At 61.6% G+C, this 14,796-nt stretch carries 11 protein-coding genes and 2 pseudogenes; 2 read left to right on the forward strand and 11 right to left on the reverse strand.

The features are described from left to right. Positions 1–8: 8 nt before the first annotated feature. The 5 genes from AC5ZH6_RS27080 to AC5ZH6_RS27100 form a co-directional block, all read right to left on the reverse strand. Positions 9–1,532 carry a tetratricopeptide repeat protein gene (locus tag AC5ZH6_RS27080; RefSeq protein WP_020173009.1) on the reverse strand — a complete coding sequence of 508 codons (1,524 nt, stop codon included), beginning with the start codon at positions 1,530–1,532 and terminating at the stop codon, positions 9–11. Next, positions 1,529–2,866, reverse strand: coding sequence for a CHAT domain-containing protein (locus AC5ZH6_RS27085; RefSeq protein WP_288338256.1), 1,338 nt, complete (start codon positions 2,864–2,866; stop codon positions 1,529–1,531). Before AC5ZH6_RS27085 ends, AC5ZH6_RS27080 begins: the two co-directional genes overlap by 4 nt. Then, a complete protein-coding gene (locus AC5ZH6_RS27090) occupies positions 2,863–4,200 on the reverse strand; it encodes a hypothetical protein (RefSeq protein ID WP_288338255.1) in 1,338 nt (445 codons plus the stop codon). Before AC5ZH6_RS27090 ends, AC5ZH6_RS27085 begins: the two co-directional genes overlap by 4 nt. Beyond that, positions 4,193–5,545: a hypothetical protein gene (locus AC5ZH6_RS27095; protein WP_020173007.1), complete on the reverse strand. Its 1,353-nt coding sequence runs from the start codon at positions 5,543–5,545 to the stop codon at positions 4,193–4,195. Before AC5ZH6_RS27095 ends, AC5ZH6_RS27090 begins: the two co-directional genes overlap by 8 nt. A gap of 71 nt (positions 5,546–5,616) precedes the next feature. Beyond that, positions 5,617–6,765 carry an OmpA family protein gene (locus tag AC5ZH6_RS27100; protein ID WP_288338254.1) on the reverse strand — a complete coding sequence of 383 codons (1,149 nt, stop codon included), beginning with the start codon at positions 6,763–6,765 and terminating at the stop codon, positions 5,617–5,619. A gap of 55 nt (positions 6,766–6,820) precedes the next feature. Here AC5ZH6_RS27100 and AC5ZH6_RS27105 point away from each other — a divergent pair, with 55 nt between their 5' ends. Beyond that, the gene (locus AC5ZH6_RS27105; RefSeq protein ID WP_172399006.1) at positions 6,821–7,432 is read left to right on the forward strand and encodes an HD domain-containing protein; all 612 of its coding nucleotides are present in this window, start codon (positions 6,821–6,823) and stop codon (positions 7,430–7,432) included. A gap of 88 nt (positions 7,433–7,520) precedes the next feature. Here AC5ZH6_RS27105 and AC5ZH6_RS27110 read toward each other — a convergent pair whose 3' ends face one another. The 5 genes and pseudogenes from AC5ZH6_RS27110 to AC5ZH6_RS27130 form a co-directional block, all read right to left on the reverse strand. Then, positions 7,521–9,686 carry a type IV secretory system conjugative DNA transfer family protein gene (locus tag AC5ZH6_RS27110; protein ID WP_288338253.1) on the reverse strand — a complete coding sequence of 722 codons (2,166 nt, stop codon included), beginning with the start codon at positions 9,684–9,686 and terminating at the stop codon, positions 7,521–7,523. Positions 9,687–9,723: 37 nt separating this feature from the next. Beyond that, positions 9,724–10,038, reverse strand: a complete 315-nt coding sequence (locus tag AC5ZH6_RS27115; protein ID WP_020173004.1) for a DUF5663 domain-containing protein — start codon at positions 10,036–10,038, stop codon at positions 9,724–9,726. A 353-nt stretch (positions 10,039–10,391) separates the two neighbouring features. After that, positions 10,392–11,536 (reverse strand): IS3 family transposase gene (locus AC5ZH6_RS27120; RefSeq protein ID WP_496167732.1). Its coding sequence is split into 2 segments (ribosomal slippage): positions 10,392–11,269 and positions 11,269–11,536, totalling 1,146 coding nucleotides; the frame shifts between segments, so codons are not numbered across the junction. 37 nt (positions 11,537–11,573) lie between these two features. Next, positions 11,574–11,936, reverse strand: coding sequence for an ATP-binding protein (locus AC5ZH6_RS27125; protein WP_496169280.1), 363 nt, complete (start codon positions 11,934–11,936; stop codon positions 11,574–11,576). A gap of 35 nt (positions 11,937–11,971) precedes the next feature. After that, positions 11,972–12,863, reverse strand: a pseudogene (locus tag AC5ZH6_RS27130) (IS256 family transposase); the annotation flags it as partial. Between the two features lie 47 nt (positions 12,864–12,910). Between AC5ZH6_RS27130 and AC5ZH6_RS27135 the strand changes: the two are divergent. Continuing rightward, a pseudogene (locus tag AC5ZH6_RS27135) lies at positions 12,911–13,208 on the forward strand (transposase); the annotation flags it as partial. A gap of 597 nt (positions 13,209–13,805) precedes the next feature. On the opposite strand, the gene AC5ZH6_RS27140 reads toward AC5ZH6_RS27135, so the two are convergent. Next, positions 13,806–14,783 (reverse strand): protein phosphatase 2C domain-containing protein, encoded by a 978-nt coding sequence (locus AC5ZH6_RS27140; protein ID WP_139765873.1) that lies wholly within the window; start codon positions 14,781–14,783, stop codon positions 13,806–13,808. Positions 14,784–14,796: the final 13 nt, after the last annotated feature.

Consider the following 14,796-nt stretch of genomic DNA (forward strand, 5'->3'; position numbering starts at 1 on the left):
AACACCCGTTACCACAACGGTACTGAGGGAACTGCGGCGAGCACTTGATCTAACTTGGGATCAAGGCTCGCCGCAAGTTCGCGCTGGTGCTTGAGAATCGGCTCGCCGGTTGAACCACTCAGGAGCGTCGGCGGCGGCGACATGGGCAATGAATCGGACAACAGAATGGATACGGAACCGTGCGTGATGGCAGCAGGCGTGTCCTCGACTGTAGATTGCGGCGGATCGAAGTCGATGGGGATGAGATCATGCTGGAAGCTCGATGGATCGCTCGAACCGCCGTGGTAGACACCCGCGTTGATTCCGGTCTCGATCAAGTCCGCGACGAGATCTCGCCTGCCCAGCTGCTCGGCCATGGCAAATGTCGTCGCAAGACGATCGGCCAACGTCTCCGACCACTTGACTCGATCCCGGGCCTGGGTGAACTGAAATCGTTGGTGCTCGAGCGCCACGAGCGATGACACGGCCGTATCGAACGCGTCCTTCGAGAGCTGAGCGCGTTCCCGCGGATTGACTGCCGCCTCCATAAGAAGGCGTTTCGTTCTATTCCATTGCAGGTTCGCGATGTGATGGTGCTGACCCGCGGCGCGTAGTCCCTCAAACGCTCGGCTGAACGCGACGTCGGCAGCGGAGTAGTCCCCTGTGATCGTGTAATAGTTGGCAAGGTTGTAGTCGCACACCGCGGTCTTGTCGTGCCGATCCTGCTGTGCGTAGTACTCCCGCGACCTTGTGACTATATCGATCGCCCGCGAGTACTGGCCTGCCATCAGAAGTACGTGACTCAGTGTCATCTGAGTGTCCTGGGCATCGTCCGATCGGCCCAAGGATTCGAATATCGCACTCGCGGAGTCGAGGTGGCGTCTCGCTTCCTCGATACGACTCGAGGTCGCATAGATGCTGGCGATCGAAGCGAGGCACTTGGCGTACTCTTCTGAGTCTGGGCGGAAGCCGGCGAGCAGATCCGTCAGAATCGTCTCGGCCTCTTTCGAGTCTCCTGCCAGAAGCAGATTGTTGGCCAGATTCACCATCGATTGCCGGGCATCGTCAAGCAGACCGTGGTCGATGTAGTACATGATCGCCGACCTGAGATATGTGTCGGCAGTCTCATATTCACCGAGGCGCGTCGCCATGGCGCCGACGTTGCTGTCGGCATCCGCCATCAGCCTCAATTCTCCGAGCGACTCCCATTCCTCGCTGGCCGTGTCGAAGGCGCCGAAAGCAGTCTCGTAGTCTCCGATGCTCTGAGCCAAGAAGCCGATCCCTGCGGCACAGTTCGCAGCGGACTCAGGATCATGCGTCAGAAACGCCTCTCGCGCGGTCAAGAGAAGTTCGATGACGACACCGTTTTCGGCGGCTCCGGCCAGGTGCTCTGCCAGATCCACATATCTCGCGCCGATGGCTTTGTCATCGCCGGACTCCATCGCTGCTTCCGCGCGCGCGTCCAGCTCGTCCAGCCGGCGCGACCATTCTTCGTACTCGGTGTCGACGTCATCCGGACTGCCGTCGCCGTCGTGAGAATGAGAGGTCGTCATGCTGATTGGCCTTTCTCGGTTCCGGCGAGTCGAGGCGATACAACTTCTCTTGGCGGACACGTATGGCATGCGGCCGCAGCCCACACCAGAGGAGAAGTCGCCGGACCTGGAGCAGCCATCCACTCCTGCAACTTCTGACGTTGCCAATCCCCGAGGGCGCGTACGGGATCCGTGTATTCATGCGTTGTGTCGACCGCGAGCGCGAGTTCGGTCGTCGGTCCGGGAACCGAGTCAACTCCGGCGTACTTGTGGAACCCGTTGTCCGACGGCAGCGTCCAACGCGTAGTGGTCACGACTTCGGCGCCGGCGTTGAAGATTGCCATGACCAGTCCGAATGTCTCGGACGTTCGGAAGTCGACCCCGCCCTCACACGCGATGATCGCCACGCGAGGTGGCATTGGCCATAACTCGGGGCCCCAACCAACTTCCGCCTCGAGCTCACTTTCACTCGCGTTCAGCTCGGCCCGGGCAGTGCCCAGCAGGAGGTCGAGGGCGGAAAGCGGGCGGTGCACCTTGTTGATCGCTTGAGTCACTCCCCAGACTCTGGCGTCATCACTGAGGTGCAAAGACGCCGATCCTGGTTCGCCGGGATCCGCGGTCACATGGCCGAAATACACCAAACGCCCCGGCACCTCATTCAGGTCGTCACTCAGATCCCATCGCCCGCAGACTTTTCCGACTCCGGATGATCGGGTCGTACTACGAGTGGCCAATCGATCCTTGAATACTCTCGCATTCGTGTTGCCGGCGGCCGCCGCGCCGCGCGGCAGAGTCGGGCCAAGCCCCGACCCAGCAGGAAGCTGAGGATCGATGAGGTAGGTAACCGGACGCGCCGCGGTCGTGGCCGACCAGGGCTCCGGCAAGCGCGACCGCCCCACATGGACCGCTGCGGGCGGCTCATAACACAGATCGGCCACCTCGATGAGCCGGGTTGAATCGTCAACAGGTAGGAGTTCAAAAGGAACTCGCGCCAGCATCCGGCTTGGAGTGATTCTCACGAGAACCCTGCACGATGATGGTGAAAGTAGCTGTTGGCAAACACTCTTGGGAAGTAGCAGAGCGGAGAGGGTTGCGCTGAGGCCCAGCTCTCCCACCCGACGAGTAAACGGTCCGGTGACAGCTTCGCGCACGGCTGCTTCGAGTGCCGCGTCATCGTCGCCCTGTTCATCGGGTACCTCCACCAGCGCCTTGGCCAGTGCGCCAAGTGCACGATCACGGCTTTGCGCCGGGATACGGTGCACCACTGGATTCTCTGAATCGTCAAGCCAGCGGAAGGACACATACGTGTCACCCGCGTCGTAAGCACGAAGGAGCAGGGTTCTTCCCGGCGTCATGTCAGCTCGACCAACTCGGCCAGTGTCGGTTCCAACGTCCCGGTCAGCATTGAGCGTTCCTCCATATGCTCGGCCAACCGTTGTACCGCGGCGGAGTAGCCGGCGATTGCCTCTCCGTCCGGCCCGCGGCGCGTACGGCGCGCCAGCTGGCGGACCAGACCGACCGCCGTCGACATGGCGTCGGTCGCGGTCAACTCTGCCTGCTCGGCCGCCAAACTCGAATTGTCTATGTCCGCACCGGTGCTGGATGCACCCACTCCGAACCTCAGGGCGCCCGCCGTACGGTGCATCGTCCACGCGTAGCGACAGAATCGATCAATCTGAGCGACCGCAACGCCCGTCGGATCGAGTCGTATCGCGTCAATATCCGTGTCAGCGGAAATCAGCATGTAATGGAGTCGATCTGTATCTGTGCCCACTTGCAATAGTGCCGATACCATGCCATGGCCGACTGTACACGGGCTCGAGGCGGTAATCGTGCCGGTGTCTGCGTCGGCTGCCACCGCAAACAACTCCGCCAGCTCAGCCGAGTCCTCGAGTGCATCGTCGCGAAGATCTGCTTGCACAGTGACAGATGTTCCACTCGAGGTGATTTCGAGGTCGGGGCGATCGGGACCGGTGAACCGGAGGATCCGTGGGGGAACCATACGCAGATCCAATAGTTGCCCGGTGACAACGGCAATGGATCCCAAGCTGGTCGCCAATGGATCCGCCTCCAGGAAGAACTGATGCTGCCAGCTAAACTCTGATTGTGCGTCCGTCTCCCGCAAGATGGTCATAACACGTTCCCATGCGTTGCCTACGAACATATCACGGGGCGACGCCTGGACAGCGTCCAGGAGGCCTGACACCAAGGGACCGGCCAGACGGTCATTCACGATGCGTTCAGTCAGTAGTTCGACTGCCGGGGCGGCGAAGGCGTACTGAGTTCGCGCAACATCTTCGGCCCCAACACGCCGGTAGGCGTGTGCGCGATCGAGACTGAGGATTCCCTCGTCCAGATCACCCAGGTGAATGGCGCGCACGGCCTGCACGGTCGCCAACCGTGCCAGATCAGCCCCGAGCGTGAGGCCCGCGACCTCCGATGTCGCGCCAGCCGCCACCCCCAACAACACGTCAACCGATTCCGCGTCGGCAAAGAGACCGGCGAGCGAACTCAATCGGTCGTTGCTTACGACTGCGAAGTCGACAACCGTGTCCGGAAAAGCCGCATCCACGACGAACACACAGCCGTCGAGCTCAAACGAGATCGGACCGAGCGCGACCGAGATGTCCGCGTGCCACGAGAGGCTTCCGTCGTCGGCTCTGACAGCGGTCCCCACCAGATCACTCATTGCGGCACATCCCCTTTCCACCGGCATCGGTTTCGCTCTGCAGGCGCTGCGCCGTGGATATCGCCGTTCGCATGAGCAGTGTCACATCCATGGCCGCGGCGCGGGCTGTTCGCGATCGCGAATTCGCGGGGTGCTCGGTCTCCCACGCCTCCTGAATGAATCGGGAAAGCTGTTGCGAACTCGCCTTGCCCGGCGAGACATCACCCCGCAGTATCGCAATCGCGAGATCCGCCTCCCATAACTGATTCCCGTCAAATACCAGTCCGGGGTCGTTGAGCAATACTTGCACCGCAAGTTCAATCAGTGCACGCGCACGGTAGATCTCTGAGTTCGAGGTTGCCGGGTCGTCAGCACCATCGTGAGCTCGGATGGTGTCCGGATCACCGTCCATATTCAACGGTTGCTCGTATTTGTCCCGTATTGCGGCGAGCCTGCCTTTCTCCTGTCGAATTGATTCAAGACGCATCCGCAGATATCCCTCTGTTCCCTCCAGGGGCTTACCGTGGCGCAATCGATTCACGTAGGTCTTGTGAACGCGTACGTACGCTTCCGCCAGATTGTCGAGGTCAACCTTCCGTATAGGTGGGCCATTGCTGATGGCGGCGTTCAGGAACTCGGTGGCCGCGCTGCGGTGAGCGTCCGAGACGTCAACTGCAGGGTCGTCCGTGGATTCAACGTGCAATGCCGCGCGCACCTCGGCCAGATGCTCCGCCAAGCGTCGACACGTCGCATCGTCTAGTTCTGCATCACCCACACGCGCAGCGGACACGAGGGTAACGAGCCCATCGACGTAGAACTGCCCTGCAGTCCGGATGTCAGTTTTTTCCCGAGAGCTCTGGTCGGAAATGAAGGCCGTCGTTTGGGATGCAGTTTGCGTGATCCCCGACGGCCCGACCAGTCCTCGGCGGACGGCGGCCGGCGTGCCACGCTCGTAGTTGCGTATCGCGGTTGCGACATTGCCGGGTAGTCGAGGCGGTCGTATCTGGCCGAACGCAGACGTCCATCCGCCCGTGTAACGGGTGAGCGGCTCCACGGTCTCGCGGCATGCTTCGATCGCGCTCTCCCACGTCTTGGTGTCCGAGGAACGGACCTTCGGCTCGCACATCACCAAGCCAGTGGTGTCGCCGTAGACGGCACGAAACCATGTCGTCGATCCGAGAGCGCCCGACCACGCCCGCAGTTCGTTGTCCGCCACCTTCTTCTCGGGCGGGGATGGAGACATCTTTCGGTACCACTGTTCGAGCATTCGGTTACGCGAGAGCCCCTCGGCGGGGATATCGAGCAGGTCGATGGACAACTCGGTTTCGATCGGCGGTATCACCGGTCGTTCGATCTTCACATTCACCCTCTCGATGTCACGTAGCTCTGCAAGTCTAAGGCCCGCATCGCATTAGTATGACTGTGAACTCCGGGTTCTCATCGAACGATCTCGATGATCACGGCGCGGTTGGCTTGTGCCATTTCATCTGGGCCGGCGTTCGGCGGAGTGATGATCTCGTCGTAGCCGACCCCACGAACCGTACGGATCTTGGATCGATGAAGTCCACCGGAAACCAGTGCGTCGGCGACTGCCTGCGCGCGCGACGTCGACAGTTCTCGGGCGCCCTCCGCTGGACCGACCCGCCAGGTATGACCAGTCAGATCGACAGCGGATCCCAGAGACGTCAGCCGCCGAGCCAACGTGTTCAGCTCACCGATCACTCCCGGCAGCAACTCAGCGGAATCAGGGCCGAACAGCGCGGAGGAGTCCAGCGAGATCTGATGGGTGTCCCGCGAAAACTCAGGCAGCGCAAAACTCGGAACCGTCACGATCTTCGCCGGCACCGTGGACGCTGCAGGCATGGTCGCCTCTCCCGAATCAACCACCTCACACTTATCTGCATTGCCGGCCGCACAGAGATCCATCCAGAACGACTCCAGTTTCCTGATCATCGGCTCGGGCAGCGCGGGCTGCTGTCCCGCTACTCGCCCCAAGCCCGCGAAGAAGACCCGGCGACCAGAGAGATCTGGCAAGAATCCGCCTTCCCGCAGTTTCTGAATCTCCTCTGCGTTACTGAAATCCCACCCGATAGCGGCGAAGTCCATGAGCCCTTCTGTCTGAAGCCCGCTGGACATCGCAACGATGGTTCCGGCATCCCGTCGCACCGACTCATTCAGTCCAGCAAGCAGATCCAGCGTCGGAGCGTTGGAGGCGACGTTCGACAATCGGGATGAAATCGTGTTGAGCAGCGCCGGAAGTCGTGTCGCGATCTCGGCCGGATCATTCTCGATATCGCCACTCTCGCGCCGAATCACAAGGTCAACTGGCGCTCCGACCGAATCGACCCGGGCACCGCGGGAGACCAGGATTTGCATCGATCCCTCTCCGGTCTGAGCTGCAATGGTGACGAGGCGGTCGAGCGCAGCGGGATACGCCGCCTGCGGTTCGTTCGAGGTCGCGGTTGTGACTACGACGAGGTGTGCGTCGCGTGCGCGTTCGGTGGCATCGCCGCAAGCGCTCAGTGTCGCGACAGCAGCACCTCCGATGAGTACGCAAGCGAGGATGCTTTGGATGTTTCGAATCATGGTCGTCCTTCGCGGTCGCCGCCGATTCTGTCGGCGGGCGGGTAGTGACGAATCCATGACCGCTTCCCCACCTCACACTGCGTCGGGTTCTCTGCCGGAGAGTTCGGTCCATCTGTTCTGGTCTCTGACCAACAGATCCGAGTTCGGATACCTTCACGCATGTGGAGTACACGGCAAGAATCGACCGCGCTATCACCACCGAGGCCATCGCACATGCCAGTCAGAACCGGAGAGTTTCGGGCGTACCTTAGTCTCTCACCCCATTGGAGTCGTCCTGATCACAGCCCAGTACACCGGCAACGAAGACGCCGTCATCGCCGCGTTGTTCCATGACGTCCTGGAAGACGTCTCACCAGACATTTACTCCGTGGATCGGATGCGTGACGAATTCGGTGAACGCGTCACAGAGATTGTGGCGAACGTATCCGAAATCAAGTCCGAGGGCGGAATTACGCGGCCGTGGCGCGCACGCAAAGAAGACTATATCCAGCATCTTCAATTGCTCGACGATACCGACTCGCTAATCGTAGGCGCCGCCGAAAAATGCCCCACCATCAACTCAATGGTGACGGATTTTGAGTCAGTAGGCGAGGAGACTATGAAAAGCCTTCAAGGCCTCAAAATCGGATGTTCTCTGGAATTACGACCAACAAATCAGAACTCTTGAGGAGAAGCCGATACCCGCATCCCTCAAGGAACGTTTGAGGGATGCGGGGGCTCACCTTCGGGCGATCGTCGCAAACGATAATTACCCGTTATGCAACAACCTCCTCCGCGTCGCTTGCTGGTGCGCCACCAGCAGAAGCGGAGGTCATAGGCTGATCGGCCTTTGCGGACGCGGCGCGCTTCGCCAGCCACTCGTCGAGGAAGCTCTTGTCCTTCGTCTCTGCACCTGCGCCGCGTGTCTCGGCGTCCCCTCGCCGATCGCCGTACTCTGACTCTGGGTCGAGAGCGTTCAGCGACAACCCGTAAGTCAGCGTCCGCGTATTGGCGAGAACGCTTCCAGCGCTGGCCGTGAGGCAGTCGCGCGTCGCTGTGTCGACCCGAACGGAGTGGGGCTTCGATGTGACACCGGTTGCGGCCATGCGAGTGACGATTGCCGTGAGAGTGGGAAGGCTCGTGAACGCCGACGGGCTCACTTGATCACCGGTCGCGGCCACCAGTGCTCCGACGTGGGGGCCATTTGAGCGGAACACCACGGACGTTCCCACATTGGCAGCCAATGCCTCTGCAACTTCGCGGTCAAGCTGACCCAGAAACTGATGCGCGGCCGTTACCGAGATGCCGAACTTTCGTCCTTCCGAGAGCATGCTGGACAACGAACCCGCCATCACCGAATGCGCCTCGTCCACAATCACGTGGAAGCGGCGCTCCGGTCGGGAACGGTTCATGGCAGCTACCCAGAATCGGTTCAGCAGTAAGTACCCGAGGAGCCTCGAGGTCGTCTCACCGATCCTTCCTTTTGCGAGATCCACCAGAATGATTCGTCCGTCATCCATCGCGCCGATCGGGTCGTAGCAGTCGTGACCGGACCCCAGAATTGCACGCAAGGCCGGACTCGCAGAGAATCTCTCGAACTTGCTGTTGCACCACGCCACGAGATCCGCATAGTCCGAGGACTTCTTGTTTCGCATCTCGTTCTGCCACCACAGCTTTTCCCTGGGGTCGGTCAGAACCGCAGCAAGGGTCTGGCGCATCCCCTCATGCTCGAGCATGAGGGGCACATCAAGCAGGCTTGCTTTTGGTCCGCGCAAGACCACCAGCCCCCGCAGGGCGTGAGCGATGCGATCCTCGAACCTAGGTCCCACAATCCCCGTATGTTTCGGATCAAACAGCTCGTAGAACATCTGCCCGATGTCAGCGATGGCTGTCTCCCGGGCAGCTTCATCGCGTGCTGCGAGCGGATTCAAGGGAAGCGGGTTCTCCAGATCGTCGGCACGAACGACGACGCACCGGTTGGCCACTGACTCGGGGAGTTCCGTCATGATCCGGTCGACCAGTGTCCCGTGTGGATCGAGGACCAGTGCGCCGTGATCGCTGTGAGCCAACTGATGGACCATATTCGACAGCAGGGTACTCTTGCCGGTCCCTGTCGCCCCGACCATATGAACGTGACGCAGCAGTTCGGAATCACTGAGGCGCTCGTCAATCAGGACACCCGCATCGGTGACCGCTGCGCCCAGGCTCAACACCTCGGCCTTGTCTTGCGCGCGCGCCGAAGTGAGCGCTACTGGCATTGCTGCAGCCGGAGCCACCAGAAAACCTGGCACGTGAGCGCGACCCAGCGGGAGGCCGACAGCAAGTACTGTTTCCGCTTCCGTTGTCTCGCCGACGAAGTCCCCCGAGCACTCGCCGGCTTCCCGAAAGGTCAGTCCAGGGAAGGCGTCTGTCATCGCACCACGTACAGCGAGGGTCGGAGCGCTTGAGCCCACGAGCCTGACGCCGATTCGGTAGGTTGAATCCGCGGCTGCGGCGAGCCGGATCTCGAGATATCCAGTCGGCCAATACGCGAGGGCGTGCCATACGCGTGCAAGTTCAGCCTCCACGGGCATCCGTGGTGCACGCCAATGACGCTGACCACCGGCAGTCGGAAAGAAGCCTAAGCCTGAGGCTTCGGGGCTGCCTGGCCATACATGCTCCTGCAGCATCGGAACGCACCGTCGTCGTGTGACCTCGGCAGTTTGACCAAACAGGTGCGCCATCTCTCCTCGCAGCTGCTCGGACGGGGTTTCCACATCGATGGTCAGATGCGCGGGACCTTGTCTCTCGCACACGCCCGCCCGCAGTGTCACCGAGACGTCCGGCAGCAGCTGCATCATGGAGAGAATGCCACGGGGAACGTCGACATCGCTGTCGCAGTCACTGCTGCGCAGGGCAGAGATCGTAAGGCTGTCGTGGCGGTTGTTGAGTGCTTCGTTCACTGGAAGTCCTCCTTTTCCCGACTTCGAATGACAGCCGCTACCCCGCTTCCCCATCGACAACCAGAGCGCTGATCCGCACTACAGTCTCGGAAACGATGCGCTCGACTTCTTCTTTGACGATTTGCTCGTACTGGGGGCACTCTGCTTGCAGGATCTGCAGCGTCAGCTCGTCGTCTCCGATGTCGAGCGCCTTTTCGAAAGCCTTCAATGCCAGCAGCGTGAACGTATCGTAGATCCGTTCGCCAGTACGCCGTTCGAGTTCCGCGTACGCGATCTGGGCAAGTTGCTCCAGCGCGTCTGAAGGCAGGGTGGAATGCAGTGCTTCTGCAAGTATTGCGTGGAGATCAATCATAGGAACCTCCTGGTCACGTCGTCATTACGCGCTCGGTACCGTTTCCCCGTTTGATTGATCTGATCCATGCGCCAGCCAGGCGTTTGGTGAAGTGGACGCTGGAGACTTTCCCCGTCCCGGAGTAGCGGACCACTTTGACGTATCGGCCGGCAGTCAGTTGGTGCACCTTGTCGCGTTCGAAGCGATAATTGTAAGGATGAATTAAAGCAGCCCTTGGTTGAGTCGGAAGAACAGGTTCGCGGTGTCGGAATCGAACGGCAGATACCCGATCTCGTCGATGTTGAGTAGGTGGCAGTGGCAGGTCCCCGGTAACCGGTCCAGGTAGTTCTAGAGCCGGTTCCTTGTTGTGATCGTCAGTCGATCTCGCAGCCCACGGGGTGATGTTGGTGGGTGCATCCGGCAGCGTACTCGGCCGGGGTTTGGTAGCCCAGCGCTGAGTGCCGGTGTCGGTGGTTGTGGTCGTCTTTGAAGTCGTCGATGACCACGCGGGCCTCGAGCAGGGTGGGCCAGCAGTTGCGGTTCAAGCACTCGTCGCGCAACCGGTTGTTGAACGACTCGATGAACCCGTTGTTCCACGGTGTGCCGGGCGGAATGTAGGAGATCCCGACCGACCCTGCACAGAACTCTTGTAGGGCTTCTGAGATGAACTCGGGGCCGTTGTCCATGCGCAGCACCATCGGCGGGCCACCCCAGATCGCGAACGTCTTCTCCAACTCCTCGATCAACCGCTCAGCCGGAATCGAGCGGTCCACGATGTTCAGCAACGACATCCGGGTGTGTTCGTCCACCATGGACGCGATCTTGACCTTCTTCCCATCCACGGTGGAATCGAACTGAAAGTCCAATGCCCACACCACTTTCGGTGCATCCGCAACGACGATCGGGACCGATGACTGGCCGGCCCGTTTGCGTCGCGGCGCACGGCGCACTTGCAGGCCCTCTTCTTTCCACAACCGGTGCACCTTCTTCTTGTTGATCTCGATGCCGTCGTCGAAGCGCAGGTGTGCCCACGCCCGGCGGAACCCGTGGCGGGGGTTCTTGCGGGCATACGTACGTAGCTGCTCGCGCAGTGCGGCGTCGGGGTCGGCCGGGGTGTGTGCTTGCGGCAGCCGTCGATAGGCGGAACGGGAAAGCCCAACTACCTTGCACGCCATGCGTTCTGACATGTTCTTGACGTCTTTGAGCATGTCGATGGCGGCTCGTTTGGCGGTTGGGCTCAGAATTTTCCCTTCGCGATCTCCCGCAACGCGTCCTTCTCGAGTTCGGCATCGGCGAGCAGTCGCTTGAGTCGGCTGTTCTGCTCCCGCAGCTCTTTGAGTTCCTTCGCGGCGTCGCCGTCCATGCCGCCGTACTGGCGGCGCCAGTTGTACAACGTGGCCGCCGACACCTCGAGATCGGCGGCGATCTCCTCGCCGGTCTTGCCTTCCGCGGCCAACTCATCGGCCCGGCGCAACTTGCGCACGATGTCCTCAGCCGAATGACGCTTCCGTCCTGCCATGTTCTTCATCGTCCCTTCTTCGCCCTCATCAGGGCAATCAGGACTCTAAAACCACCCGGGCCGGTTCACTGGGGACACGCCAGCAGCGGCGCAGCCGTTTGATCTCCGCGGCCAACCGTCCCGCGGTGTGGGCCTCGGGCAGCCTTGCCGCCCAGCCGGTCGCGGCATCGAAGAGCACCGGATACGAGTTGTCGGCGGCTTTCATCCCCAGCGCGATCGCCAAATACGTCTTCCCAACTCCGGGTGGCCCGAGGAGGGTCACGTTGTCTGCCTTGGCGATCCAGGTACTCGGGGCCAGATGTGCGATCACATCCCGCGGCAGAGAGGGCACATGATCGAAGGTGAAGTCCGCCACCGTCTTGACTGCCGGGAACCTCGCGGCGGTGATCCGCAGGGTAATTCCGTTGGCTTCGCGTTCGGAGACCTGGCGTGGGTGTCGAGCATCGTGTCGTACTGGGCGCCCACCGCGTCGGCGTCGGGTTGGTCATAGACCGAGTGCAGCAGCGCTTTGACGCCGGGCCACGCTGCTTTCGGGCACGCTCATCAGGTTGGCAGCGCAGTGGGTGCGACACCGCTGCCACGTCGCCCCGCCCAGCGTCGCTCGTATGGCCTCCACAAGGCCGGGCATGGGCATCGGAAGTCACCAACCTGACGCCGCTCAGCCCGCGGGCGCACAGGTCACGGAAGAACGCGAGCCAGCCGGCGTGGGTTTTGCTGGTCGCGATCTGCACCCCCATCACCTCACGATGCCCGTGGGCGTTGACTCCGGTCGCCACCATCACCGAGGCGTCGATGACCCGACCACCCTCCCGCACCTTCATCGTCAACGCGTCTGCCGCGTCGAATGTGTACGGACCAGAATCCAAAGGCTGACTACGAAATTCGGAGACTCTCTGATCGAGGTCGGCGGCCATCGTGGATACCTGCGACCTCGACAGGCCGGTGATCCCCAGAAACTGGACCAGCTTGCCCATCCGCCGGGTCGACACCCCCAGCAGGTAACAGGTGGCCACCACCGAACACAACGCGGCCTCAGCCCGGCGGCGCCGTCGAGCAGCCAATCCCGGAAATAGGTGCCCGACCGCAGCTTGGGGATCGCGACCTCGATCGTGCCCACCCGGGTGTCGAGGTCGCGGTGGCGGTAGCCGTTGCGGGAAGTGACGCGCTCATCGCTGCGGGCGTTGTAGGCGGCACCGCACACCGCATCGGCTTCGGCCGAGAGCCGGGCGTTGATGAAGGTGGTCAGCATTTCCCGCATCAGATCCGGGGACGCTTGGGTGAGGTGCTCATGAAGAAACCGGGCAGGGTCGATACCCGCCAGCGACAGCGGTCATAGTGGTCGTTCCTTTCGAGTGGGAATGTGAGAACTTCAACCTCGCCGACAAGTTGCCGGCCGTCCATGAGCATCTCGACACAGCCTGAGCCGACATCCTGGCGTTCACCGCGTTTCCCCGAGGAGGTGTGGCGCCAGATCTGGTCGAACAATCCCAACGAACGCCTCGACCGTGAAATACGCAGGCGCACAGAGATTGCCGGGGTCTTCCCGGACCCCAACTCGGTGATCCGACTCGTCGGGGCAGTCCTGGCCGAACAACACGACGAATGGATCGAAGGCCGCTGCTACCTCGACACGACCGAACGACCCAAGAAGGAGTTACCCGCACTCACCTAAAACGACACGCCCGAACGAAGGATCAACCTATACACCACGCCAGAGGACTTGACCCACTGAAGCGCGCCTGCACAACACACTACAGCCAGACGCCAGCTGGGGAAACGCCCGCAAGGTCGACATCCATGGGCATCCAGTCGCAGTCGAGTCCGGCGAGTCGCCTGCCGAAGCCTCTTGGGCCAAACAGCAACTTCCGTCGTGCCGTCGTGCTTGTCCAACGGCTACTGCGGACTGAGCCGGCCTGGATCAGCAACTGACTGAACGGCACAGCAGATCGTGGCGCCGGGAGTTCCGGCGCCACGATCAAGCTTCCTCACCGGTGATCGTGAGGACCCACACCGACGCGCCCACCGACACCGTTACACGATGGACAGGTCTTGCGGACCTCGGTTCGCAACTGCTTTCCGCGATAGTCTTTCTCGTACTTCACCTCGGTGACCGTGCCATCCCCCCTGCACTTCGCGCAGCGGTGACAGTTGCCACACGACGGGTTGTATCCGGGCATGCTAAATATCCCTTCGGGCGTCGACGCCGATGGTCGGCGGCGGGACCTGAACTCGATTCCATTCTGGAAGAACCCTCGATTCACCGACCGTATTAGTAGTAGGTCTGTGAGTCACCTCCTTCGGCACCCGCCGCGACAGCAGCATCAGGCCAGACGGCAACCAAGGTACGGTCGTCGTCAAACGTCTCACGGCTGAAGTCGGCGGCGTTGGCAAATTCCAGGAGTGATGGGACTCCGACGCCCAGAACGTCCTTGAAAAGGTTGCCGACACCACCTTCGCCACTTCCCAGCGGATCCCCGATACCGTCGGTGCCGACCAGCAGCACCTCGCCTGGTTCGAGTACCACAGACCTGACCTGCAGCGTCTGCGGCACTCGCGGCAGACCCGATACCGCTGAGCTCGTGATCCCGCCCTCGTCAGCCGACTTCCCGGCGATCAGCGATTCGAATCCTTCGCGTGAGAGGAGCCATGCGCCTGAATCGCCGACATCGGTGATCCGGACATCGGCACTGCCGTCGTCACGAGGATCGACGATCGCCACTACCAGTGTCGTGGAGAAGTCGCGCGCGGCCGCAGTTCGATCGGGTTCTTCCAGGCCCAGAGTGGTCTTCGCCTGTTCGACGATCGTCCAGGCCGCACCTCGGATCAGTTCGTCCCAATCGATCGCGGACCCAACCTCGGCAGCGTATGCCTGCACCCAGTGTGGGACATACCGGACGGCGCTGGTTGCACCGACATGTGCGTGCACGCAGTTGCCTACGCCATCGGCGACGGCGACCACGACCCGACCAGTCGGCAGCACGTGGACCACGAAGTCGTCTTGACGTGGTTGCCCGTAGTAGCGGTGTGCATGCCCTCGCAGCGACGCACCTCGCACCGTAACCTTCCCGGTACTCCATCCGTCGACGACAGTGTCGGGGCGGAACGGAAACGACCGGAACTTCTCGGACGTCGGCTTGGGCTCCAACCGCGGGCCCGGGGTACCCACCGAAACCGGCCGCCAACGTAGGGTTCCCATCACAGATGCGACCTGCTCGGAGTCATGCCCCGGTGGGGCACTCAGGTGCATACCCGCAGGCGTC

The organism is Gordonia sp. YC-XJ4, assembly GCF_059511865.1.

Excerpts from the sequence above, each read along its gene's own strand:
- AC5ZH6_RS27080 (WP_020173009.1), bottom strand. The coding sequence starts at position 1,532 with ATGACGACCTCTCATTCTCACGACGGCGACGGCAGTCCGGATGACGTC.
- AC5ZH6_RS27085 (WP_288338256.1), bottom strand. The coding sequence starts at position 2,866 with ATGACGCCGGGAAGAACCCTGCTCCTTCGTGCTTACGACGCGGGTGAC.
- AC5ZH6_RS27090 (WP_288338255.1), bottom strand. The coding sequence starts at position 4,200 with ATGAGTGATCTGGTGGGGACCGCTGTCAGAGCCGACGACGGAAGCCTC.
- AC5ZH6_RS27100 (WP_288338254.1), bottom strand. The coding sequence starts at position 6,765 with ATGATTCGAAACATCCAAAGCATCCTCGCTTGCGTACTCATCGGAGGT.
- AC5ZH6_RS27105 (WP_172399006.1), top strand. The coding sequence starts at position 6,821 with ATGACCGCTTCCCCACCTCACACTGCGTCGGGTTCTCTGCCGGAGAGT.
- AC5ZH6_RS27115 (WP_020173004.1), bottom strand. The coding sequence starts at position 10,038 with ATGATTGATCTCCACGCAATACTTGCAGAAGCACTGCATTCCACCCTG.
- AC5ZH6_RS27140 (WP_139765873.1), bottom strand. The coding sequence starts at position 14,783 with ATGCACCTGAGTGCCCCACCGGGGCATGACTCCGAGCAGGTCGCATCT.